This is a genomic window from Phenylobacterium sp. (assembly GCF_037968635.1).
Classification (GTDB): domain Bacteria; phylum Pseudomonadota; class Alphaproteobacteria; order Caulobacterales; family Caulobacteraceae; genus Phenylobacterium.
The window spans coordinates 18,951-41,131 of sequence record NZ_JBBKVV010000124.1 but is presented as its reverse complement, the minus strand read 5'-3'; the positions used below and the strand labels follow the sequence as shown (position 1 = coordinate 41,131).

Genomic DNA, 22,181 nt, shown 5'->3' with positions numbered 1-22,181 from the left:
GTGGCGGGCTGGCGCGGCGGGGGCCGCACGGCTGGCGGCGCCGCCGGTGACCCGGAAGCGGCCCACGAGGCGGGCCAGTTCCTCGGCCTCGTCGGCGAGGACGCGGCTGGCGGCGGTGGACTCTTCCACCATGGCCGCGTTCTGCTGGGTCACCTGGTCCATCTGGTTGACGGCGGTGTTCACCTGACCGAGGCCGAGGGCCTCTTCCTTGGCGGACGCTGCGATTTCGCCGACCACGTTGGAAATCTCGCCGACCTGACGGACGATGCGCTCCAGGGCCTTGCCGGTCTCGTCGACCAGGCCCACGCCCTCGGCGACCTGTTGAGTCGAGGCCGAGATGAGCGCCTTGATCTCCTTGGCGGCTTCCGCCGAGCGCTGGGCCAGGGCCCGCACTTCGGAGGCGACGACGGCGAAGCCCTTGCCCGACTCACCGGCCCGGGCGGCTTCGACGCCCGCGTTCAGGGCCAACAGGTTGGTCTGGAAGGCGATCTCGTCGACCACGCCGATGATCTGGCTGATCTTGTTGGAGCCTTCCTGGATGTTGTTCATGGCCAGGACGGCCTTGCGGACGATTTCGCCGGACTGTTCCGCGTCGGTCTTGGCCGAGGCCGTGGCCTCGCGACCGTGGGTGGCGCCTTCGGAGGTCTTGTTGACGGTGGCGGTGATCTCGTCGAGGGCCGCGGCGGTCTCTTCCAGGGTCGCGGCCTGGTGCTCGGTGCGGCGCGACAGGTCGTCTGCCGAGTGGCTGATCTCGCCGGCGCCCGACTGGATTGAGGCGGTGGCGCTGGCGATGGCCGTCATGGCTTCTTCCAGCTTGGCCACCGCGGCGTTGAAGTCGTCGCGCAGCTTGCGGTAGTCGCCGGGGAACTCGGTGTCGACGCGGTAGGTCAGGTCGCCGGAGGCCAGCGCATCCAGGGCGCGGGCCAGGTTGGTGACCACGTTGGCCTGCTCCTCGGCGATGGCCGCGGCGGCTTCGGCGTTCTGACGACGGGCCGATTCAGAGGACGCCTCGGCGACCTCATGCTCTTGGCGAAGCTTTTCCAGGTGGAGCTGGTTGTCGCGGAAGACGGTCAGGGAGGAGACAATCGCGCCCAGCTCGTCCTTGCGGGCCAAGGCGTCCAGGTTGATGGCGTTGTCGCCGCGTGACAGGGCCTCGGTGGCGCCGGCGATCTTCTTGACGTCGCGGCGCAGGGTCAGGGTGAGGCTCATGGCCAGGGCGCCGGCGATCAGCAGGGTGGCGAGCGCGCCCACCAGGGTGGCGGTCTGAGCGGTCTTGGCGCGGGCGGCGCTGGCCGCGGCGTTGGTGTCGGTGACTTTCTGGCCAGCGTCCACGATCCTGTGGAGGGTGGCGCTCATCTTCGCGTACTCCTCCTCGAAGGGTGCGGCGAATCCGGCGGCGGTGCCGAAGTCGGCGCCGATCATGGCGCAGATCACATCAAGGGCGTCGCGGGTGTTCTTCAGAGCCTTGATCAGCTCGTCATAGGATTTCTTCTGATCGGCGGGGGCGGTCTTGCGCGCGGTCTCGACCTCCTTGGTGATGGAGTCGATCTCGGCCAGCATCGCCTGGGATTCGCCCTCGATCTTCTCGACCTCAATGGACGCAGCCTGGTGGGTCAGCAGGAAGTAAAGCTGGCCGTGAACGGCGGTGATCCGTTCCGAGACCTTCTGCATTCGCAGGCTGTTGGGCATGTCCACCTGGACCACCTGCCGCAGCTCGGCCGACTGGGCGCGTTGCAGAATGATGGCTCCGGTGGCCAAGCAGGCCAGCATGACCAGGGCGAAGGCGGGTGCGAAACCGATCTTGATGATCAGCGGCGTATCCACGAGCCTGAAGCGCTTCACTGTATATTCCCCCCGTAAAACACGGTTAGCGACTCGGTCACCATGCCTTCAGGTTGCTAACCAAACGTCACCGAAGTGGGGATGAAATCGCTTTCTGTTGTTGCCCGCTTGAATTCACAGGTTCAAAAAACAGCGTTCGTGTATTCATGATTTCTTAACCGTGATTATGACGCGCCGCCTCAGACTCTCTTAACCCGACTGCTTCATCCTTAGATTGTCCAAATCTAGAAAGGAGTGGGGCATGAAAAATATCATCAAGATCTTGGGCGGTTGCGCCCTGGCTCTCGCGGTCGCCGGTTCGGCGTCTGCTGGGAGCTTCGAGGACAGCATGGGCCGTTGCCTGACGAAGAACGCCAACACGCGGGACTCGGCAGTCGTCATGCTGGAGTGCACCGCCGACGCCGGCAAGCTTTCGGGCTGCAAGGTGCTCGAGGACAGCAAGCCGAACAAGGGCTTCGACAAGGCCGCGCTCTGCGTCGCCGACGCGTTGCCGATGGGTTCGAAGACCGGGACCGTGAAGGTTCCGATGCGCTTCCCGGGCGGCGGCTAAACCCGCAGCTCCAAGAATTCTCATTCTTGCAAATTCGCGCCTCCGACCCTCGGGTCGGGGGCGTTTTGTATTGTGGGCGACGCTTCCTTGCCTGTCGCGCGCTCTAGGTGTTCACCCGCGAGATCAACTCCATCGCCGCGGCCGGAGCGCGCACCTTGCCCTCGTGGATGAAGTAGCAGAACACGTCCACGGGCTGTTCGGCGGGCGCGGTTCGGTCAATGGGGGTCAGGTCGTCGGGGCAACGCCCTTGGGCGTATTCCGTGAACCGCCGGGCCCACTTGTCCAGCCCCTCCGGAGCATAGCCGGTGGGGATGTCGTCGGAGCCGTCGATCAGGCGCGCATAGACGAAGTCGGCCGTGACGTCGGCGATCATCGGATAGCGGTCGTTCTCCGAGACGCAGATGGCCACGTTGCGGTTGCGGCACATCTTCACGAACCCCAGGTCCACGAAGCTGGAATTTCGCACCTCCACCACGTGCCGCAGTTTCAGGCCCTCATGGGTGCTGGGCAGCAGATCGAGGAAGGCCTCGAAGTCGTCGGGTTCGAACTTCTTGGTGGGCATGAACTGCCAGAGGATCGGCCCTAGCCGGTCCCCCAGCTCCACGATCCCCTGGTTGAGGAACTTGCCGATCGACTCCCCCGACTGGGCCAGGATCTTGCGGTTGGTGCAGAAGCGCGAGGCTTTCAGGGAGAAGACGAAACCCTCAGGGGTCGCAGCCCTCCACTTGGCGAAGGTCGCGGGCTTCTGGGACGAATAGTAGGTGGAGTTGATCTCGATGGAGGTGAGGTGGCGGCTGGCATAGGAAAGTTCGTCGGCCTGCTTGAGGCCTTCGGGATAGAAGACGCCGCGCCAGGGCTCAAAGGTGAAGCCTCCGATGCCGGCACGGATGTAACCCGCCTTCGCCATGCCGCCTGTTCCCCCTACTTGCGCGCGCCGGCGGTCTTGTCCCGCTCAGCCTTGAACTCAGACCCCGCCTTCCATTCCGGCCAGGCGCGGGAATTGGCCAGCTTGGTCCCCAGCACCAGCAGCATGTCGGCGTTCCGCGCCGCGCCGGACAGGTCCCAATCGGGGGAGTATTCGTCCGCCGGCTGGTGATACCGCTCACTGGTGTAGGCCTTCTGGAGCGCTTCGCCGCGCGCCTTGCCCCCGTTCACCAGGTCCTGGCCGCCGCCGAACGAGATGGCCGGCACGCCGCGCTTGGCGAAGGAGAAGTGGTCGGAGCGGAAGAAGCTGCCCGCACCCGGCCGGGGGTCGGGGCTGTAGGTCATGTTGAAACCCTTGGCGACCTCGATCAGATCGTCCTGCAGCGTCAGCGGGGCGTCGCCCGAGGTGCCGAAGTCCCTGGACGGCCCGTTGGTGGAGACCCCGTCCATATTGATATCCGCCACAGTGGTGGCCAGCGGATAGAGCGGATGGGTGGCGTAGTATTCTGAACCCAGCAGGCCCTTTTCTTCGGCGGTGACGGCCAGGAACAGCATGGAGCGTTGCGTGCGCGGCTGGGCGGCGGCGGCGCGGGCCATCTCGATCAGCACTGAGGTGCCCGAGGCGTTGTCCAGGGCGCCGTTATAGATGCGATCGCCCTTGGCGTCCGGCAGGCCGACCCCCAGGTGGTCCCAGTGGGCGGTGTAGATCACCTTGTCTTCGGGGCGCCTGGTCCCGGGCAGCAGGCCCACCACGTTCTTCGAGACGATCTTCTTGGCGGTCACCGCGATGTCGGTGGAGAAGGTGACGCCGGTCAGGGCCACCGGCTTGAAGTCGCGGGTCTGGGCCTGCTTCTTCAGGACTTCGAAATCCAGACCCGACGCCTTGAACAGGGCCACGGTCGGCTCGCGCTGAATCCAGGCCTCGATGGGGGCATGGTCCTTGGTGGGGTCCTCGCGGATGATATCGAAGACGGTGTTGGTGTTGGAATTCTTCACCGTGTTCCAGCCGTATGAGGCTGGCGCGGACTCGTGGATGACGATGAAGCCAACGGCGCCCTGGCGCGCGGCCTCCTCGAACTTGTAGGTCCAGCGGCCATAATAGGTCATGGCCTTGCCGCCGAAGTCTCCGGCGCCGGTCTCGAAGTCTGGGTCGTTGACCAGGACGAGCGCGATCTTGCCCTTCAGGTCATAACCCTTGAAGTCGTCCCAGTCGCGCTCCGGCGCCTTGACGCCATAGCCGACGAAAACGACGGGTGCGTCCTTCACCGTCACGTGGTCGACGCCGGTCTGCGGCGCGCGGACGGCGATCTGGTCGCCTTGGGCCCAGGTCTGGACCTGCCCGTTGACCGTGACGCTGACCGTGATGGGGTCGTTGTTGTCGAACTGGGCCAGGGGCACGTCCTGAGTCCAGGCGCGCGTGCCGTCCTTCTGCAGGTCACCGCCCGGCTGCAGGCCCACCGCCTTGAACTGGTCGGTCAGGTATTTGACGGTCTTGACCTCGCCGGCGGTGGCCGGGCCGCGACCCTCGAACGCGTCCGAGGCCAGAATCTTGATGTGGTCGGCGATCTTCGCGGCGTCGATACCGGCTTGGGCCGGAAGGCCAAAGGCTAAAACAGCCCACGCGGACGCGCCGGCCAGGAGGAATTGTTTCATGGATGCACTCGAGCAAGGACCAATTTGCCCAGGACCCTAGCGATACGGGTGCGTGGACGCTAGGGCGTCCGACCCGTGAGTTCGTGCTTGGTCATATCGTTCAGTATTGAACGATTATCGCCAAAAAGGTGTGACAGATGCGCCCCAGTCGCTATGGCCAAGCCAGTTTGTATCGCCACTGCAATTCTGGGGAGGGCTTGCTATGATCAACGGAGCATCAGCTAACCGCGTTGCGCCTCCCCAAAGCCGATACACTCGGCGGCGATTCGCGGTCTGACAACGACAGAGATCATGCGCCCCGCCATATTCGTAGCCGGACTGGCCTGCCTGACGCTTGCCGCGTGCGCTTCCGCGCGCAAGCCCGACGTCGCCGTGCCGACCGCCTTCGAGGCGCCGCAGCCCTCCGCGACCTCAATGGACGTCACAGCGCTCGACCGTTGGTGGACGCAGTTCAACGACCCGGTGCTCACCGCCCTGATAGAGGACGCCTTGGTCCGCGCCCCCGATTCTCGTTCAGCCGCCGCCCGGCTGGCCGAGGCCCGCGCCACCTCGTCAAACGCCCTGATCGCCTTCCTGCCCCAGGGCAACGCGGCGGGTTCGACCCGGGAAACCCACACAACCCAGACCTCAGGCACGGTGGTTTCCATCCCGGGCTTTTCGACGAACGGCGAAAGCACCACCGCAAGCGCCACCTTGAACGTGAGCTGGGAGGTGGATCTCTTCGGCCGCATCTTCGCCGTGGCCAAGGCCGCCAAGGGCGACACCAACCAGGCGCAGGCCAGCTATGAAGGCGCGCGCGCCAGCCTCGCGGCCAATGTCGCCGACACCTATTTCCTGGCCCGCGGCCAGGCCATCCAGCTCGAGGACGCCGGCGAGACCGCCCGCATCCAGCGCGGCCTGCAGCAGATCGCCAGCGTGCGGGCTGAACGTGGGCTGGGGTCCTCCTCCGAAGCTGACCGCGTGGCTGGAGACCTGGCTCAGGCCGAGGGGAACGCCGCCGGCCTTGAGGCCGAGTTGAAGGCGACCCGCCGAACCCTGCTGGTCCTGGTGGGACGGGGTGTTGATCCCCTGGCCAGCATCCCCACCCCGGCCAGCGTCGGGGAGATTCCGCCGGTCCCGGCCACCGTGCCGGGCGAACTGCTGGCCCGGCGCCCGGATGTCCGTCAGGCCGAAGCGGCCGTCCGCTCGGCCGCCGGCCGGCTGACCTACGCCAGGCTCGCCTTCTTCCCGACCTTCACCCTGACCCCCGGGATCGGCCTCTCCAGAACCGAGCAGCCGGGCTACGAGTCCTCGACCCGAAATTGGTCGATCGGGGCCGGCGTCACCCAGCCGATCCTGTCGATACCCAAGCTGCTGCAGGATTTGAAGGCTCAGAACGCGCGGACGGAACAGGCGGTCATCGCCTATGAAAAGGCGGTGCAGACCGCCTATGGCGAGGCCGACAGCGCCCTGACCCGCCTGGACGCCGACCGTCGCCGGGTCGCGCTGCTGGCCGATGGCGCGGTTCGCGCCCAGCGAGCCTATGAGGCGAGCCGCGTTCGCTACGCCGCCGGCCTCGACGACCTGACAAGCGCGCTCGGGGCCGAACAGTCCTGGCGCGCCACCCGATCGGCCCTGACCAGCGCGCAGGTTCAAGCCCTGCGCCGCGCCGTCCAGACCTACAAGGCGCTCGGAGGCGGCTGGCCCGCCACCCCGGCGCCGACCAATCAAGGGGCACGCTAGACGTGACGAGAACCGCAACTGCCCTCATCCTCGCCCTGGTCGCGACCTTCGCCCTCGCCGGCTGCGGTAAGAAGCCGCCGGCCAAGGAGACCGACACCCAGCGCGCCCGCGCCGTCCGGGTGGTCAAGGTCGAGCCGCGCCAGATCATCGGTTCGCTCACCGCCTCGGGAGTGCTAACGCCTCGCGAGGAGGCCGCCGTCCTGCCTGAGGTCACCGGCTACCGTGTGGCTCGGGTGCTCGTCGACGCCGGGCAGTATGTCCGCGCGGGCCAGACCCTGGTTCAGCTCGACGGCGCCCTGATCGTCGCGCAGGTGGAACAGCAGGGAGCGCTCGCCGCTCAGAGCGCCATCCAGGCCGAACAGGCCGAGGCGCAGTCCGCCCGCGTGCAGGGCCTCGATGGTCAGGGCGTGCTCTCGCAGGAACAGCTCGATCAGCGCCGCTTCCAGGCCCGCGCCGCGCGCGCCACCGCCAACGCCCAGGCCGCCGCCTACAAGGACGCCCGCACGCGCGCCAGCAAGCTCGCCGTCACCGCTCCGGTCTCCGGCCTGGTGCTGGAACGCAACGTCCGTCCGGGCGAGCTCTCGGCCGGCGGCGCGACGCCGTGGTTCCGGATCGCCCAGGGCGGTGAGGTCGAACTGCTGGCCGAACTGTCCGAAGAGGATCTGGCCCGGGTGCGCCCCGGTCAGCGCGCCACGGTTGCGCTTTCCACGGGAACCAGCGCCGAGGGCACGGTCCGCCTGGTTTCGCCGCAGGTGAACGCCCAGACCAAGCTCGGCACGGTGCGCATCCGCCTGCCGGTCCGCGCCGACATCCGTTCGGGCGGCTACGGCCGGGCCTTGTTCGCCGACGCCGTGGGCCAGAGCCTGGCGGTGCCGGAGACCGCCGTGCGCTACGACGCTGACGGCGCCAGCGTGATGGTGGTCGGCGCCGACAACCGCGTGAAGCGGGTCAAGGTGCAGACGGGTCCGCGCGGCTCGGGTCTGGTGTCCCTGATCAAGGGGCCGCCGGCCGGCTCCCGCGTGGTTTTGAACGCCGCGGCCTTCCTGCTGGATGGTGACATGGTGCGGCCGAGCGAAGGCCCGGTTCCCATGCCCAAGGCGGCGAGCGTGAAGAAATGACCCACGCGCCGAAAGATCACGACGCCGACGGCAGTTTCCAGATTTCCTCCTGGGCGATCCGCAACCCCGTCCCGGTGGTGGTGCTGTTCATCGCCCTGATCCTGGCCGGGATGATTTCCTACGGCGGACTGCCGGTGAAGCAGTTCCCCAACGTCCAGTTCCCGATGGTGAACATCACCGTGACCCAATCGGGCGCGGCGCCGGGCGAAATCGAGACCCAGATCACCCGGCCGGTGGAGGACGCCATCGCCGGCATCTCCAACGTCAAGAACATCTACTCGACCGTGACGCTGGGGGTCTCCACCACCAATGTCGAGTTCGAGCTGGGCGAAGACCTGCAGAAGAAAACCGACGAGGTCCGCTCGCGCATGGACCAGACCCGAGCGGTCCTGCCGCGCGAGATCGATGAGCCGACGGTGACTCGGGTGGAGCTGGATAGCCAGCCGATCCTGACCTATGCCGTGGCTGCGCCGGCCATGTCCGACGCCGAACTCTCCTGGTTCATCGACGACACCATCGCCCGTGAACTCCAGACCGAGAAGGGTGTGTCGCAAATCTCCCGCGTCGGGGGGGTGAACCGCGAAATCAACGTCATTATCGACCCTGATCGCATGGCGGCCCGTGGGCTCACCGCGCCCCAGATCAACAACGCCCTCCGCAGCTTCGACATTGATGCGCCTGGCGGCCGGGTCGCCGTGGGCGGACGCGAGCAGACCCTGCGGGTGCTGGGCGCGGTCAATACGCTCAAGGCGCTGCGCGAGCTGACCATACCCACCGGCGGTGGGCGTTATGTGAAACTGACCGAGGTGGCCGAGGTCGGCGACGGCTCCAGCGAGGTGCGTGGCTTCGCCCGCCTGAACGGCGCCCCGGTGGTGGGCTTCCAGGTGATGAAGACCCGCGATTCCAGCGACGTCGGTGTCGACGACGCGGTGATCAAGGCGATCGCCAAGCTGGAGACGGACCACAAGGGGGTCTCCTTCACCCGCATCTTCTCCTCGGTCGATGAGACCCGCGCCAGCTTCCGCGCCACCCAGCACGTGCTGCTGGAAGGCATGCTGTTGGCGGCCATCGTGGTGTTCGTATTCCTGCGCGATTGGCGCTCGACGATGATCACCGCCTTCGCCATGCCGGTCTCGTTGATCCCGACCTTCTTCTTCATGAACCTGTTCGGGTTCTCGCTGAACGTGGTGACCCTGCTGGCCCTGACCCTGGTGGTGGGCATTCTCGTCGACGACGCCATCGTCGAGATCGAGAACATCGAGAAGCGGGTGGCCCAGGGCATGCGGCCGTTCCAGGCCGCCCTGCAGGGCGCCGACGCCATCGGCCTGGCCGTGGTGGCCACCACCATGGCCATCATCGTGGTGTTCATGCCCGTCAGCTTCATGAAGGGCATGGCCGGCCAGTTCTTCCGGGAGTTCGGCCTCACCGTCTGCGTGGCGGTCATGTTCTCCCTGGTGGTGGCGCGCCTGCTAACGCCGCTGATGGCCGCCTACCTGCTGAAGCCCACCAGCCATCCGGTGGAACGCAAGCCCTTCGAGGGCTTCTACCGAAACGCTCTTGAGTGGTCCCTGGACCACCGTATCGTCGCCTGCATCCTGGGCGGCGTGGTGTTCGTGGGTTCCCTGTTCCTGGTTCCGATGCTGCCCCAGGGGTTCCAGCCTGCCGGTGACCCGGACTACATCTATGTCGACCTCCAGGGCCCGCCAGGCGCCGACGCCGCGGCCATGGAGGATGTCGCTCTTCGCGTCAGCCGGGTTTTTGAAGGCCATCCCGCGGTCCGCGCCGTCTTCGCCCAGGTTGGCTCCACCGCCGGCGGCGGCGGCCCCGGCTTCGGCGGCGGCGGCGGCGGCGGCGACCTGCGGAACGGCACGGTCACCGTCCTGTTGAACGAGCACCGCTCGATCAGCGGCGACGAGCTGAAGGCCCAGACCCGCCAGGCCCTGCGGGAGGTGCCTGACGCCCGCATCACTTTCATGGATTTCCAGGGGGGCGCCGGCCTGCAGGCCATCCTCGCGTCCAACGATCCTGCCGCGCTTACGGCCGCCTCGCTGGAGCTGGAAAAGCAGATGCGGACCATCGACATCATCGCCGATCCGCACGCCTCGGCGCCGCCGGTCGGGCCGGAGCTCATCGTGCGCCCGCGCGCCGACGAGGCCGCCCGCCTCGGTGTCTCGGTGGAGACCATCGCCACCGTCGCCCGCGTGGCCACAGTGGGTGACATCGACGCCAACGTCGCCAAGCTCACCGTGGGTGAGCGGCGTATCCCCATCCGCATCCGGATGCCGGCCGACGCCCGGGCCGACCTGGAGCGGATCAAGGCCCTGCGTGTCCCGACCGTCACGGGCGGAACCACAACCTTGGACGCCGTGGCCGATGTCAGCTTCCAGGCCGGACCCGCCAAGATCGACCGCCTGAACCGCAAGCGCCAGTTGACCATCCAGGCCGAGCTGAACGGCGCGGAACTGGGGGACGCCTACAAGCGTGTCCGCGCCTTGCCGATCATGAAGAACCTGCCCCCCGGCGTGGCGCCGGCCGAGACCGGTCAATTGGAGGCCCAGCAGGAACTGTTCGGCTCCTTCGGGCTCGCCCTCTTCGCCGGCGTGGCGATGATCTACGGCGTGCTGGTCCTGCTGTTCCGCAGCTTCTTCAAGCCGGCGGTGATCCTGACCGCCCTACCGCTGTCCTTCGCGGGCGCCTTCCTGGGTCTGCTGATCTTCAATCTCTCGCTCTCGATCCCGTCCCTGATCGGCTTCCTGATGCTGATGGGACTGGCGGCGAAGAACTCCATCCTGCTGGTGGAATACGCCATCGAACGCGAGCGTGAGGGTATCCCGCAGCGCGACGCCATCCTGGAGGCGTGCCGCGAGCGGGCCCGGCCTATCGTGATGACAACCATGGCCATGGCCGCCGGCATGCTGCCCACCGCGTTCGCCCTGGAAAAGGGCGCGGAGTTCCGTCAGCCCATGGCCGTGGCCGTGATCGGCGGTCTGATCACCTCGACCCTGCTGTCCCTGGTCCTGGTGCCGGTGGTCTACGAACTGGTGGACGACTTCGAGATGTGGCTGCGCCCGCGCCTGGCCAAGCTGATCACCCCGCGTGAAGCTCCCGCCACGGTCGCGCCCGAGGACCGGCTCTAGCACCTAGGCGGCCAGGACCCCCTGGAGCGCGCTCACCAGGGCGCGGGTGTCGACGGGCTTGGGCACGCAGTCGTCCATCCCGGCCGAGAAGTAGCCGCGGGTCTCCTCCGGCTGGACGCTGGCGGTGACGGCGATGATCGGGGTCTTGTCGCGCCCGAGCTCGATTTCGCGCCGGCGGATGCTGGAGGTGGCGGTGACGCCGTCCATCTCGGGCATGTGAATGTCCATCAGGATGGCGTCCCAGGCGGTGGTCTCCCAGGCGGCCACGGCTTCGACTCCGTTGACGACGCACTCTGCGGCCAAGCCCAACTGTTCCAGCAGGGCGCAGAGCACCAGGCGGTTGGTGGCGTTGTCGTCCACCACCAGGATGCGCAGCTTTTCGTCCGGGGCCCCCTCGGCATGCGGCTCGACCGGCGCGGCGCAGGCGGGCATGGGAACCATCAGGGTGAAGGTGGAACCCACCCCCAGTTCGCTGGTGAAGACGATGGTCCCGCCCATCAGCTCCGACAATTCCTTGCAGATCGCCAAGCCCAGACCCGCGCCGCCGAAGCGCCGTGTCGAGGAGCCGTCGGCCTGGACGAACCGGTCAAACATCTCGGCCTGCTGGTGGGCGGCGACGCCGATCCCTGTATCGGTCACCTCCAGGACAACCTGGTCACCGCGCAGGAAGAAGGCGGCGCGCACCTCGCCGACCTGGGTGAATTTCAGCCCGTTGGAGATCAGGTTGCCAGCGATCTGCCGCAGGCGAGCGGGGTCCCCGAGCCGCCAGCCGCGGGCGGCCGGATCGACCGTGAGGCTGAAGGTCAGGCCCTGGTTGGCGGCCATACCGCTGTAGATCGCGTCCAGATCGCCGGTCAGGCGGTCCATGTCGAAGGGTTCGGGCAGAATCTCGAGGCTGCCGGCCTCGATCCGGGAGATGTCCAGCACATCGTTGACGACGCTGACCAGGGCCCGACCCGAGGCGCCGATGGTGGCCAGATGCTCCCGCTGCGCGGGGTTCAGCTGGGTCCGGCCCATGACGTCCACCAGCCCCAGCACGCCATTGAGCGGGGTGCGAAGCTCGTGGGCCATGGTGGCCAGGAATTCTGATTTGGCATGATTGGCCGCCTGAGCCTGCAGGGCCAGGGCCTGGGCCTCCTCCCGGCGCACCTCGGCCTCGGCCTCCAGCAACTCCTTCTCCACCGCGGCGTCGCGGAAGGTGACCACGGCCTGGGCCATGAGGCCGACCTCGTCGCGGCGTTCGACGGCCGGGATCGAGACCGAGTGGTCACCACCCGCCAGGCGGTTCATCACCGCGGTGAGCCGAACGATAGGGTTGGCCATGCTGCGGCGGAGCGCCAGGCCCATGACCGCAGCGCTGAGAGCGGCGAACACTACGCCGAGCGCCAGGGCCGTGCTCATCGCCTGCATGGCCTCGGCCTTGCGCGCGCCGCTCACCTCCACCGCGTGCTGGCTCTGCGCCTGGATGGTTTCCAGGGCCCGCTCGGCCGGCGCGATCAGGTCGTCGGCGGGGCTGGCCGGCCCGACCATCTCGGCGGCGAGGGCTCTGGTATCCCGGGCGCCCGCCAATTCCAGGGCGCGGTCGACCGTCCATTCATTCCAGATGTCATAGGCCGCCTGGGCCTGGTCGATCTGGCCGTTCAGATCAGGGTCGCCTGCGGCGAGCCGCTCCAGCTCGGCCATACGCGCCTGAAACAGCGGGCGGTGATCTTCCGCGATCCGCCGAGCGTAGAAGGGGTCGCCGGAAATGATGTAGCCGCGCAGCGAGTCTTCCTGACGGGTCAGGGCGAAAAGGGCGCTGCTGGCGGTGGCCGCCACCCTATGGGCGTGATTGTCGTCCGCCTCGGCCTTTTGAACGACGCTCAGGTTGATCGCCAGGAACAAGCCCATGGCGCCGATGGCCGACAGCACGACGGCGAAGGCCAGGGTGAGCTTCCACGTCGCGGGAAGGTTGTTCAGGTGGGCTGTCAGGGCCGGCCTTGCGACGCCTGGGCGCCCTGAATCGCGTTTGGCCACGAGGGTCCCCGTTCGGTCGCAGGCTTTGACTGCGTTGAACGGCAACCTTGGCCGTGGTCCCTCAAGGCCGGGTTAAGGCGTAGTTTGGCCTGGCGAGACAAACCGCCGCACCCATTCGGGTGCAAATCGGGGGCTAGTCGCCGGCCAGAATTTCCGCAAACAGCGCCGGATCGACATTGCCGCCCGACAGCACAAGGCCGGTCGTACCGTCGCCCCAGGTCTTGACCTTACCGGCCAGCAGGGCGGCCAGGCCGACCGAACCGCCGGGCTCCGTCACCAGCTTCAGCGTGGAAAAGGCGTAGCGCATGGCGTGGGCCACCTCAGCGTCGCTCACCACGGCGATGTCGGCGAGGGTCTGCTGCAGGATCGGGAAGGTCAGTTCGCCTGGCGCCGGAGACTCCAGGGCGTCGCAGAGCGAGCGGGTGGTGGGTGTCAGGGTCTGGCGTGATCCAGCCTGTAGCGACCGAAGGGTGTCGTCGAAGCCGGCCGGCTCCACCCCCACGAGGGCCGTCTTGGGGGAAAGCGCCTTCACCGCCGTGGCGACCCCGGCCATCAGGCCGCCGCCGCCGACGGGGGAGACCACCACGTCGAAGGTGACCCCCAGGGCCTTGGCCTGCGTCACCAGTTCCAGGCCCACCGTCCCTTGGCCCGCGATGATGTCCAGGTCGTCGAAGGCTGGAACCACGACGGAGCCGCGTTGCGCGGCGATCTGCGCGGCGATGGCCACGCGGTCCTCGGTCAGGCGGTCATAGAGGCGGACTTCGGCGCCATAGCCCCGGGTCGCCTCCACCTTCACGACAGGCGCGTCGGCGGGCATGACGATCAGGGCCGGGATGCCCAGCAGTTTCGCCGCAAGCGCCACGCCCTGGGCGTGGTTGCCGGAGGAGAAGGCGACGACGCCGGCCTTACGCTGGTCAGCGTCAAGCTGGGCTAGGCGGTTGTATGCGCCCCGGAACTTGAAGGCGCCGACCCGCTGCAGGGTTTCGGGCTTGATCAGCACCCGGCGTCCCAGGCGGTCGTTGAGGGCCGGGCTCTCGATCAGCGGCGTTTCCACCGCATGGCCCTTGATCCGCGCGGCGGCGGCCTCGATGTCGGCCAGGGTCACGCTCATTTGGCGAACACCATGGCGTCGTCGGCGAAGGCCTTGAACTCCAGCGCGTTCCCCGACGGGTCGAGGAAGAACAGCGTCGCCTGCTCTCCGGGTTCGCCCTTGAAGCGGACCTGGGGCTCAATGACGAACCTTGTGCCCGCCGCCTTCAGCCTGGCCGCCATTGCTTCCCATTGCGGCAGGGTCAGGATCGCCCCGAAGTGGCGCACCGGCACGTCCTCGCCGTCCACGGCGCTGGTGGCCCTGTGGCCGACCTCGTCGGGAGACAGATGGGCGACGATCTGGTGACCGTAGAAGTCGAAGTCGATCCAGTCGGGGCTCGAGCGACCCTCGGGGCAGCCCAGCAGGCCGCCATAGAAGGCGCGGGCCTCCGCCAGGTCGCGGACAGGAAAGGCGAGATGGAAACGGGGCAGGGTCATACTGGCCTCATAGACCCTCGCGAGCCACGCCGTTAAGCGCCGATTTCGCCCACCGCGCCTTGACGGCGGGGGCGCCTGGATGCTCTACACCCGACGAACACGACCCTGGCGCCCGCGAGGCCCGGTCGCGGTTCCTAAAATCGATAAAGTCCATCCGCCGAGGTGCCTGTCGAAGGGCGTGGCTGGACCCTCTCGGCAGGCCGGGAGATCGTATCTGCATGGCTAATGTGACCGTGATCGGGGCCCAGTGGGGCGACGAAGGCAAGGGCAAGCTGGTGGACTGGCTGTCCAACCGGGCCGACGTCGTCGTGCGTTTCCAGGGCGGCCATAACGCCGGACACACCCTGGTGGTGGGCAATCAGGTCTACAAGCTATCGCTGCTGCCCTCTGGCGTGGTGCAGGGCAAGCTTTCGGTGATCGGCAACGGTGTCGTGGTCGATCCCTGGCACCTGCTGGAGGAGATCGCCAAGCTGGGGGGCCAGGGCGTCAACATCACGCCCGACCTGCTGGTCCTGGCCGACAACGCCTGCCTGATCCTGCCCCTGCACCGCGATCTGGACCAGGCCCGCGAGGCGGCGGCGGTCAACAAGATCGGCACCACTGGCCGCGGTATCGGCCCGGCCTATGAGGACAAGGTCGGCCGCCGGGCGATCCGCGTCGGCGACCTGGCCGACCGTGACGCTCTGGAGGCCAAGATCGACCGTCTGCTGGCCCACCACACGCCGCTGCGCCGGGGTCTCGGCCTGCCGGAGTATGACGGCGCGCAACTGCTGGCGGCGCTCGAAGAGATCGCGCCCAAGATCTTGCCCTTCGCCCAGCCGGCCTGGCGTCTGCTGGACGAGGTGGTGAAGTCGGGCAAGCGGGTGTTGTTCGAGGGGGCTCAGGGCGCCCTGCTGGACGTCGACCACGGCACCTATCCCTATGTCACGTCCTCCAACACCGTGGCCGGACAGGCGGCGGCGGGCTCGGGCCTGGGGCCCAAGGGGCCGGGCTATGTTCTGGGAATCGTGAAGGCCTATACGACCCGGGTTGGCGAGGGGCCGTTCCCCACCGAGTTGTTCGACGACATCGGCCAGCATCTGGGCACGGTGGGCAAGGAGTTCGGGGTGGTCACAGGCCGTCCGCGCCGTTGCGGCTGGTTCGACGCGGTGTTGGTGCGCCAGTCGGTGGCGCTGAACGGCATCGACGGCATCGCGCTCACCAAACTCGACATTCTAGACGGCCTGCCCAAGCTCAAGATCTGCGTCGGCTACAAGCTTGGGGACAAGACCTTCGACTACCTGCCCGCTGGCCTGAAGGCCCAGTCGGCCCTCGAGCCTATCTATGAGGAGATGGAGGGTTGGAGCGAAAGCACCGCCGGCGCCACCTCCTGGAAGGACCTGCCCGCCAATGCGGTGAAGTATGTCCGCAGGGTCGAGGAACTGATCGGGGCGCCTGCCGCCATGGTCTCCACCAGCCCTCAGCGCGACGACACCATCATGGTGCGTGACCCGTTCCAGGACTGAGGAAACGATCAGGGCGTCGCGGCCGATCGCCGCGGCGATCTTGAGATGTCGTCAAGGCGTTCTTTACCCACCAGACCCATATTGGGGGAGATTTTCCAGGAGTCCCCCGGCCTCGTGTTCAACGAAGAAGACAAGCTCATTCAGCGCATGGTCCCCATGCTGCAGAGAGTGCTGATCGTTGATCCGGCGCCGGCGAGCGCGCGCCTGCTGGCTGACTTGATGCGCAACATCTCCGCGGGCCACCTCTGGAACGCCCCCAGCAACCGCAAGGGTCTGGAGGCCGCGGAGGTGGTCAATCCGCAGCTCATCTTCGTGGAACTGAGCGGCGACAAGGTTGACGGCGTGGACTTCGCCCGTCGCGTCCGCCGCAGCGAGATGAACTGCCGCCAGGCGCCCATTGTCATGGTGACCGCCACGGCCACGGCCGCCGCCATCCTGGGCGCTCGCGACGCCGGAGTGCACGAATTCCTGCGCAAACCCTACAATGCCAAGGATCTGCTGCGCCGCCTGGAGGCCGTGACCCTGCGGCCTCGCGACTGGGTGGAGGCTGTCGACTATATCGGCCCCGACCGGCGGCGGTTCAACTCCGGCGACTATACGGGCAAGCTCAAACGCCGCTCGGACATCAAGGCCACCCCCGACGCCGCGCGAGTTACACAGGCCTTGAAAATCCTGAAGTCGGCCGTCACCGCGGTGGCCAGCGATCCGAAGCAGGCCCTGCGCTCGATGCAGGCGCAAGGGTCAGACCTGCAGAAGGCCGCCGTCGCCCTCGGCGATCTGAAGCTGGTGACCACGGTGGCCGATTTTCAGCGGTATCTTGCCGGCGCCGCGGACTGCGGTGTGCTGATCCCCAAGGACGTCGCCGCCGCTGCTGCGCCGCTGCTGGCCCGGCTCCCGGCTGATGACCTCAGCCGCAAACCCTCCGACCGCGCGGTCGTTTCAGTCTAGGTCCGCAAAAAGCCCTCCCCGTTTCCGGGAAGGGCTTGCTTGGGTTTCGGTCAGGCCGCGTCAGGCGTTGACCAGGTTCCGTTCCTGCGCCGCGGTCTGCATCGACTTCTGCAGCTTCTCGAAGGCGCGCACCTCGATCTGGCGCACGCGTTCGCGGCTGACGCCATACTCGGACGCCAATTGCTCAAGGGTCGACGGGTCGTCCTTCAGCCGCCGCTCGGTCAGGATGTGGCGCTCGCGGTCGGAAAGCTCGGTCATCGCTTCCTCCAGCAGGCCCATGCGCTGGGTCCGCTCCTGGTTCTCAGCGACCTGGGTCTCCTGGCTGACGGAGGTCTCGTCCTCCAGCCAGTCCTGCCACTCGCTCTCGCCGTCCACGCGCAGGGGCGCGTTCAGGGAGGCGTCGGGGCCCGACAGCCGGCGGTTCATCGAGATGACTTCCTCGTTCAACACCCCCAGCTTGGTGGCGATGATCGCCACCTGGTCAGGGTGTAGATCACCGTCCTGGAAGGCGCTGATCTGGCTCTTGGCCTTGCGCAGGTTGAAGAACAGCTTCTTCTGCGCCGCCGTGGTGCCCATCTTCACGAGGCTCCAGGACCGCAGGATGTATTCCTGTATCGAGGCGCGGATCCACCACATGGCATAGGTCGCCAGGCGGAACCCCTTGTCGGGCTCGAACTTCTTCACCGCCTGCATCAGGCCGACATTGCCCTCGGAGATCACTTCCCCGATCGGCAGGCCGTAGCCGCGATAGCCCATGGCGATCTTGGCCACCAGGCGCAGGTGGGAGGTCACCATGCGGTGGGCGGCCTCCGGGTCTTCATGTTCCTTCCAGCGCTTGGCCAGCATGAATTCCTCATCCTTGGCCAGCATCGGAAACTTCCGGATCTCGGTGAGATACCGGCTCAGGCCGCCATCGGGCGACATCACGGACAGCGCGTTCGTGGCCATGGATCAAATCCCCTATTTCCCGGACATCTGGGTCGCCGCGCTTGGTTCGCGCGCGTCCGTCCGCCCCCTCAACCATCTAGATAGGTATTGGGTTTCAAGTGCGGAAGGGCGTTGGGAGGACGACCTGTAAGTCCGACTGCTCAACTGGGGTATTTCTATTCCTGTGACGTGGCGCCATCAAGGCGCCCGGCCCGCAAGCTTTCTCACAGGGCTGCGAGCAAAGCTTCCAGCTGCGCCATATCCGGTGGCAGGGCGCTCTCGAACCGCATGGTCTCCCCGGTCACGGGATGCACGAAGCCCAGCACCGCGGCGTGCAGCGCCTGACGGGTCAGTCCGGCCTGGGACATGGCCTCGCGAACCGCCGGCGTCGGCGGGCCCGAGCCGTAGACAGGGTCGCCCAGACACGGGCTGCCCTTGGACGCCAGGTGCACGCGGATCTGATGGGTGCGGCCGGTCTCCAGGGTGCACTCCAGGCGCGCGGCCTGAGGTTTCTTCTGCGGTCCGAACACCTTGCGCGTCGAATAGTGGGTGATGGCCTCGCGACCGCCCGATTTCAGCACCGCCATCTTTTTGCGATCGGTGGAGGAGCGGCCGATCTGGGTGACGATGGTGGCCTTGGCGGGCGAGGGCGCGCCGCGCACCAGAGCCACATAAACCCGGTCGATGTCGTGGGCCGCGAACAGGGCCGACAGACCTTGGTGGGCGGCGTCGGTCTTGGCCACCACCACGATGCCGGAGGTCTCCTTGTCGATCCGGTGGACGATGCCCGGCCGCGCCACCCCGCCGATGCCTGACAGTGAGTCGCCGCAATGGGCCAGCAGGGCGTTCACCAGGGTGCCGCTGGGGGTGCCCGGCGCGGGATGGACCGCCATCCCCGGCGGCTTGTCCACCACGATCAGGTGGGCGTCCTCGTAGAGCACGGTCAGCGCAATCGCCTCGGCCTGGGGCTCGGCAGCCTCCGGCGGCGGGATCAGCAGTTCGTAGTCACCGGCCTGCGCCCTGGCGGAGGTGTCGGTCAGGACCCTGCCCTCTCGGCTGACCATGCCGGCCGCCATCAGGGCTTGGATGCGGGCCCGCGACAGGTCGGGCAGGTGCTCGGCCAGGGTCTTGTCCAGCCTTCCACCGGCGTGCTCGGCCGCGAGGGTCAGAGTGACCGTCTCGCCAAGCTCCTCTGAGGGGTCGTCGGCTGGCGTGTCCGGCGGCGCGACCATCATTTTTGAGCGGCCATTGCGCCCGTCGTCAGGCTCCGCGCGAGGCTGGACATGAGAAGTTGGTCGCCCCCTGCCAGGGCCGCGCTTGGGCCGAAGTCCCGCACGATGTGGGCCTGAACCTCGGGGCTGAATTCGTCGGCCTCGGGGAACGGCTTGCGCTTCTTGAGTTCGTCGAAGGTCCGATTGTCTGCTTCCCGGTCGCCGCAGAGATCTCCGATCCGCTCGAACACGATAGGGGTGGCCAGGGGGGTGCGGTTGGAGTCCATAAGTGCGGTCAGCACAAGACCATCCAACCGGGTCGCTCGCGGGAGTGAGACGGTATTGAGGATCATCGCCACCGGGGTCCGGGCCCAAACGTCCAGCACCATGGCGAACAGCTTGCCCTCGGCCGGCAGCAGGAATCCATCATAGAGCAGGCCCGCGCACCCACCTCGGAATTCGATCAGCCCATGCTCGGCCCGGCGGATCAGGCCGTATATGCAGAGCATCCGAACCGGCTGCCCGGGCGCCGCCATGGTGGAGCGCCAAAACCCTTCATATGGGGCGACGCGGTCTGGGTCAGCGTTCCGCGCCGCCTCCTGGAGCGGACCGAACAGAGCGTCGAGCACGCCCCCGGCCGCCGCCTTGAGGGCAGGCTCGGCCAGCGTCGGTTCGACCTCAAACAGCGTGGCCAGGCCGGCGAAATCGCGGTCCCAGTCGAGCATGGTGAACCCGTCGCGTTTGCTCGCGATCAAGCGCGTCAGGTTTTCGAGATTGTGAGAGGAGGGATTCACGGCGCCTGAAACCCAGCGTCCAACCAGCGACTTGTCCACGCCCAGTTCAGAGGCGAGGCGGCCGCGACTCATGGAAAGCGCTTTCAGGACCAGCGCCAGTTTTTCGGAGAAGCGGGTTGAGGACATGGGCGATGATTTCACACCCGCCCTGGAATGCAACGGTTGCATGCAACCCGGCGCCCGTCGTCGCTGGTCGATGCACCTGATCGGGGCCTGCTGTCATGGCTAGAAGCCTCCCAACAGCAACGCGGGTTGGCCCGCAGCAAGGGAGAACTACCATGAAGATCGCTCTGATCGCCGCCACCGCGGCCGCCGTCCTCGCCGCCGTCCCGGCCCAAGCCGCCACCCAGGCCAATGGCATCAAGTGGAATGGCGTCGTCTTGAACGGGGTCAAGCTCAACGGCGTCGAGGGGAACGGCTGGAGCCTCAACGGGATCAAACTGAACGGCTGGCAGCTCAACGGTGTGATCTTGAACGGCATCACCTGGAACGGCCAGGCTCTGAACGGGCGCGCCGTGGATCTCTGCGAACCGGCCGCGGATCGGACCTGCGCTCCGGCCCTGCGGGCCATCGTCCTGCCGAACGGCGAACGCGTCGCTCTGCGCTAGAGCGTCTCGGAGGCGGGCGCGCATCGGAATGCATCGCTGGTTGCATTTCGGTGCGCACGCCGCCGCCCGCTGCTGCAACTGAACGCGGTTCTCCGAGCTGACTAGAAGCCTCTCAACAACGCGGCGGGACTGTCCCGCCCCTAGGAGGAACCGCCATGAAGAAGACCCTGATTTCCCTCGCCGCCGTCGCCGCCCTGTCGATGACGCTCGCCGCTCCCGCCCAGGCCGCCACCCAGGCCAACGGTGTGACGCTCAATGGCGTCACCCTGAACGGCATCACCTGGAACGGTTTCACCCTCAATGGTGTGACGCTGAACACGGTGAAGTTCAACGGCTTCACCCTGAACGGCCTCACCCACAACGGCATCAAGTGGAATGACCAGGCCCCAACCGGTGTCGCGGTCGATGTCTGCGAGCCCACCGCCGCCCACACCTGCACCGCGGGGCTGCGCGCCATCGTACTGCCGAACGGCGAACGCGTCGCCCTGCGCTAGGCGCGCTTCGCAGATCGGATCAGGCGGGTCTTCGGGCCCGCCTCTTTCGTTTGGAAGGACCATCCATGACCCGCCTCCTGTCTCTGTTGGCCTTCGGCCTGGCCTTGACGGCCGCGCCCGCTCTGGCGGCGCCCACGGGCGGTCTTGCGGTGGAGGGAACCGCCTTCGTGGTCACCACCCCTGCGGCGCGGCTCGCCTCGCTCGATCTCGTGGGCGCGGTGTTCGAGATCGACGACGGCAAGGGCGGGCTGGCCCAGGTGCGCATCGACGCGGTGACGCCAGCCAAGGAGAACGCCTCCATCCTGCTGCACACCCTGTCGGCCCGTGATCCCAAGACCGGCGCCTGGACCAACATGTGCGAGCCCGACGCCCAGGGCCGCCGCGCCGGGTTCCCCCTGCGGGGCCACTGGGACGGTTACCGGTTCGTGGCCGACCCCAACACCTGGTTCCTGGCCTGCACCTCAGGCTCCCAGGGCAAGTGCGTGCTGTGGGGCTATGACCCCTGGGGCAAGGCGCCCGACGGCCGGCCCCTCGCCGATTTCTACCGGACCTGTCAGCAGACCGTGCGCGCCGACTATCGCGGCGACGGGGCGCCCCATACCAAGAACGGCACCGAGATCGATGTGGCCGACATCGCCGGGGTCCAGCGCCACGACAGCCTGAGCGACCCGGCCTACATGTTCGAGGCGGGCTGGGGCCCCACCGGCGCGATCTGCGTCGCCGCCACCCGCTGGCCGGATCTCCTGACCCAGGCGGCCCTAATCAAGGCCTCGCCGAACCTCGGCGGGCCCTGCGACGCCGCCGCCGCCCGCGCCAAGGGCGCCTTGATCTTCACCCGCATCAAGCGGCGCTAAAGCCCGCTCTTTTCGCTCGACTCCTCCTCGTGGCCGGTGATCGACCCCTCGGTGAAGAGGAACGCCTTGAGCTGATCGGCGAACTGCTCGTCGTTGCGGCGAATCCACTCAAGGGCCATCGAGGCGTGCTCGATCTCCTCGTGAGCGTTGTGCAGCAGGATGGCCTTCAGATCGGGGTCATCGCAGTCGTCAGCGCGCTGGCGGTACCAGTCCACCGCCTCCAGCTCCTCGATGAGGGAGGTGATGGCGTAGTGCATGTTCAGGGTCTTCCTGGACAGCTTCTCGCGCGGGACGTGAAGGCCTTCGCTGGACATCTCATGCTCCTGTCGTAACTCCCTGCTGTATGGCATG

The 22,181-nt window shown here is 67.2% G+C and carries 19 protein-coding genes; 9 read left to right on the top strand and 10 right to left on the bottom strand.

Annotation, left to right across the window (positions count from 1 at the left end; all coding sequences use genetic code 11):
* The coding region (locus tag AAC997_RS15230) for a methyl-accepting chemotaxis protein (protein WP_340646549.1) at positions 1 to 1,842 on the bottom strand (1,842 nt) is incomplete at its 3' end.
* Positions 1,843 to 2,083: 241 nt separating this feature from the next.
* Between AAC997_RS15230 and AAC997_RS15225 the strand changes: the two genes are divergently transcribed.
* Entirely contained in the window at positions 2,084 to 2,392 is a 309-nt protein-coding gene (locus AAC997_RS15225) for an energy transducer TonB (protein ID WP_340646548.1), read from the top strand.
* Positions 2,393 to 2,495: 103 nt separating this feature from the next.
* On the opposite strand, the gene AAC997_RS15220 is transcribed toward AAC997_RS15225, so the two are convergent.
* The gene (locus AAC997_RS15220) at positions 2,496 to 3,299 is read right to left on the bottom strand and encodes a DUF72 domain-containing protein (RefSeq protein ID WP_340646547.1); all 804 of its coding nucleotides are present in this window, start codon (positions 3,297 to 3,299) and stop codon (positions 2,496 to 2,498) included.
* 14 nt (positions 3,300 to 3,313) lie between these two features.
* Positions 3,314 to 4,969 carry a M28 family metallopeptidase gene (locus tag AAC997_RS15215; protein ID WP_340646546.1) on the bottom strand — a complete coding sequence of 552 codons (1,656 nt, stop codon included), beginning with the start codon at positions 4,967 to 4,969 and terminating at the stop codon, positions 3,314 to 3,316.
* A gap of 291 nt (positions 4,970 to 5,260) precedes the next feature.
* On the opposite strand from AAC997_RS15215, the gene AAC997_RS15210 reads away from it, so the two are divergent.
* The 3 genes from AAC997_RS15210 to AAC997_RS15200 are packed head-to-tail and all read left to right on the top strand — an operon-like array spanning position 5,261 to position 10,946.
* A complete protein-coding gene (locus AAC997_RS15210; protein WP_340646545.1) occupies positions 5,261 to 6,691 on the top strand; it encodes a TolC family protein in 1,431 nt (476 codons plus the stop codon).
* A 2-nt stretch (positions 6,692 to 6,693) separates the two neighbouring features.
* Positions 6,694 to 7,809 carry an efflux RND transporter periplasmic adaptor subunit gene (locus AAC997_RS15205; protein WP_340646544.1) on the top strand — a complete coding sequence of 372 codons (1,116 nt, stop codon included), beginning with the start codon at positions 6,694 to 6,696 and terminating at the stop codon, positions 7,807 to 7,809.
* Positions 7,806 to 10,946, top strand: a complete 3,141-nt coding sequence (locus AAC997_RS15200; protein WP_340646543.1) for an efflux RND transporter permease subunit — start codon at positions 7,806 to 7,808, stop codon at positions 10,944 to 10,946. The genes AAC997_RS15205 and AAC997_RS15200 overlap by 4 nt, the downstream gene beginning before the upstream one ends.
* 3 nt (positions 10,947 to 10,949) lie before the next feature.
* On the opposite strand, the gene AAC997_RS15195 is transcribed toward AAC997_RS15200, so the two are convergent.
* The 3 genes from AAC997_RS15195 to AAC997_RS15185 all read right to left on the bottom strand — a co-directional run bounded on the left by AAC997_RS15195 (position 10,950) and on the right by AAC997_RS15185 (position 14,489).
* The gene (locus AAC997_RS15195) at positions 10,950 to 12,962 is read right to left on the bottom strand and encodes an ATP-binding protein (protein ID WP_340646542.1); all 2,013 of its coding nucleotides are present in this window, start codon (positions 12,960 to 12,962) and stop codon (positions 10,950 to 10,952) included.
* A gap of 133 nt (positions 12,963 to 13,095) precedes the next feature.
* On the bottom strand, positions 13,096 to 14,073 hold the full coding sequence (locus tag AAC997_RS15190; RefSeq protein ID WP_340646541.1) for a threonine/serine dehydratase: 978 nt from the start codon (positions 14,071 to 14,073) through the stop codon (positions 13,096 to 13,098).
* The gene (locus tag AAC997_RS15185) at positions 14,070 to 14,489 is read right to left on the bottom strand and encodes a VOC family protein (protein WP_340646540.1); all 420 of its coding nucleotides are present in this window, start codon (positions 14,487 to 14,489) and stop codon (positions 14,070 to 14,072) included. Before AAC997_RS15185 ends, AAC997_RS15190 begins: the two co-directional genes overlap by 4 nt.
* Before the next feature lie 218 nt (positions 14,490 to 14,707).
* Between AAC997_RS15185 and AAC997_RS15180 the strand changes: the two genes are divergently transcribed.
* Together AAC997_RS15180 and AAC997_RS15175 are read left to right on the top strand one after the other, a co-directional pair.
* The gene (locus tag AAC997_RS15180) at positions 14,708 to 15,994 is read left to right on the top strand and encodes an adenylosuccinate synthase (protein WP_340646539.1); all 1,287 of its coding nucleotides are present in this window, start codon (positions 14,708 to 14,710) and stop codon (positions 15,992 to 15,994) included.
* 114 nt (positions 15,995 to 16,108) lie between these two features.
* Positions 16,109 to 16,942: a response regulator gene (locus tag AAC997_RS15175; RefSeq protein ID WP_340646538.1), complete on the top strand. Its 834-nt coding sequence runs from the start codon at positions 16,109 to 16,111 to the stop codon at positions 16,940 to 16,942.
* A 60-nt stretch (positions 16,943 to 17,002) separates the two neighbouring features.
* On the opposite strand, the gene rpoH is transcribed toward AAC997_RS15175, so the two are convergent.
* The 3 genes from rpoH to AAC997_RS15160 form a co-directional block, all read right to left on the bottom strand.
* Complete coding sequence (gene rpoH, locus AAC997_RS15170) at positions 17,003 to 17,890, bottom strand: RNA polymerase sigma factor RpoH (RefSeq protein ID WP_340646537.1); 888 nt, start codon at positions 17,888 to 17,890, stop codon at positions 17,003 to 17,005.
* A 203-nt stretch (positions 17,891 to 18,093) separates the two neighbouring features.
* Positions 18,094 to 19,101: an RluA family pseudouridine synthase gene (locus AAC997_RS15165; protein WP_340646550.1), complete on the bottom strand. Its 1,008-nt coding sequence runs from the start codon at positions 19,099 to 19,101 to the stop codon at positions 18,094 to 18,096.
* Entirely contained in the window at positions 19,101 to 19,946 is an 846-nt protein-coding gene (locus AAC997_RS15160) for a helix-turn-helix transcriptional regulator (protein WP_340646536.1), read from the bottom strand. The genes AAC997_RS15165 and AAC997_RS15160 overlap by 1 nt, the downstream gene beginning before the upstream one ends.
* A 206-nt stretch (positions 19,947 to 20,152) precedes the next feature.
* On the opposite strand from AAC997_RS15160, the gene AAC997_RS15155 reads away from it, so the two are divergent.
* The 3 genes from AAC997_RS15155 (at position 20,153) to AAC997_RS15145 (ending at position 21,830) form a co-directional block, all read left to right on the top strand.
* Positions 20,153 to 20,482 carry a hypothetical protein gene (locus AAC997_RS15155; protein WP_340646535.1) on the top strand — a complete coding sequence of 110 codons (330 nt, stop codon included), beginning with the start codon at positions 20,153 to 20,155 and terminating at the stop codon, positions 20,480 to 20,482.
* Positions 20,483 to 20,637: 155 nt separating this feature from the next.
* Positions 20,638 to 20,976 (top strand): hypothetical protein, encoded by a 339-nt coding sequence (locus AAC997_RS15150; RefSeq protein ID WP_340646534.1) that lies wholly within the window; start codon positions 20,638 to 20,640, stop codon positions 20,974 to 20,976.
* 65 nt (positions 20,977 to 21,041) lie between these two features.
* Complete coding sequence (locus AAC997_RS15145) at positions 21,042 to 21,830, top strand: ADYC domain-containing protein (protein ID WP_340646533.1); 789 nt, start codon at positions 21,042 to 21,044, stop codon at positions 21,828 to 21,830.
* Here the strand turns inward: AAC997_RS15145 and AAC997_RS15140 are convergent.
* Complete coding sequence (locus AAC997_RS15140; RefSeq protein WP_340646532.1) at positions 21,827 to 22,144, bottom strand: ferritin; 318 nt, start codon at positions 22,142 to 22,144, stop codon at positions 21,827 to 21,829. The two genes, AAC997_RS15145 and AAC997_RS15140, sit on opposite strands and share 4 nt — an antisense overlap.
* Positions 22,145 to 22,181: the final 37 nt, after the last annotated feature.

Excerpts from the sequence above, each read along its gene's own strand:
- AAC997_RS15225 (WP_340646548.1), top strand. The coding sequence starts at position 2,084 with ATGAAAAATATCATCAAGATCTTGGGCGGTTGCGCCCTGGCTCTCGCG.
- AAC997_RS15220 (WP_340646547.1), bottom strand. The coding sequence starts at position 3,299 with ATGGCGAAGGCGGGTTACATCCGTGCCGGCATCGGAGGCTTCACCTTT.
- AAC997_RS15215 (WP_340646546.1), bottom strand. The coding sequence starts at position 4,969 with ATGAAACAATTCCTCCTGGCCGGCGCGTCCGCGTGGGCTGTTTTAGCC.
- AAC997_RS15210 (WP_340646545.1), top strand. The coding sequence starts at position 5,261 with ATGCGCCCCGCCATATTCGTAGCCGGACTGGCCTGCCTGACGCTTGCC.
- AAC997_RS15200 (WP_340646543.1), top strand. The coding sequence starts at position 7,806 with ATGACCCACGCGCCGAAAGATCACGACGCCGACGGCAGTTTCCAGATT.
- AAC997_RS15190 (WP_340646541.1), bottom strand. The coding sequence starts at position 14,073 with ATGAGCGTGACCCTGGCCGACATCGAGGCCGCCGCCGCGCGGATCAAG.
- AAC997_RS15185 (WP_340646540.1), bottom strand. The coding sequence starts at position 14,489 with ATGACCCTGCCCCGTTTCCATCTCGCCTTTCCTGTCCGCGACCTGGCG.
- AAC997_RS15180 (WP_340646539.1), top strand. The coding sequence starts at position 14,708 with ATGGCTAATGTGACCGTGATCGGGGCCCAGTGGGGCGACGAAGGCAAG.
- rpoH (WP_340646537.1), bottom strand. The coding sequence starts at position 17,890 with ATGGCCACGAACGCGCTGTCCGTGATGTCGCCCGATGGCGGCCTGAGC.
- AAC997_RS15165 (WP_340646550.1), bottom strand. The coding sequence starts at position 19,101 with ATGGTCGCGCCGCCGGACACGCCAGCCGACGACCCCTCAGAGGAGCTT.
- AAC997_RS15160 (WP_340646536.1), bottom strand. The coding sequence starts at position 19,946 with ATGAGTCGCGGCCGCCTCGCCTCTGAACTGGGCGTGGACAAGTCGCTG.
- AAC997_RS15155 (WP_340646535.1), top strand. The coding sequence starts at position 20,153 with ATGAAGATCGCTCTGATCGCCGCCACCGCGGCCGCCGTCCTCGCCGCC.
- AAC997_RS15150 (WP_340646534.1), top strand. The coding sequence starts at position 20,638 with ATGAAGAAGACCCTGATTTCCCTCGCCGCCGTCGCCGCCCTGTCGATG.
- AAC997_RS15145 (WP_340646533.1), top strand. The coding sequence starts at position 21,042 with ATGACCCGCCTCCTGTCTCTGTTGGCCTTCGGCCTGGCCTTGACGGCC.
- AAC997_RS15140 (WP_340646532.1), bottom strand. The coding sequence starts at position 22,144 with ATGTCCAGCGAAGGCCTTCACGTCCCGCGCGAGAAGCTGTCCAGGAAG.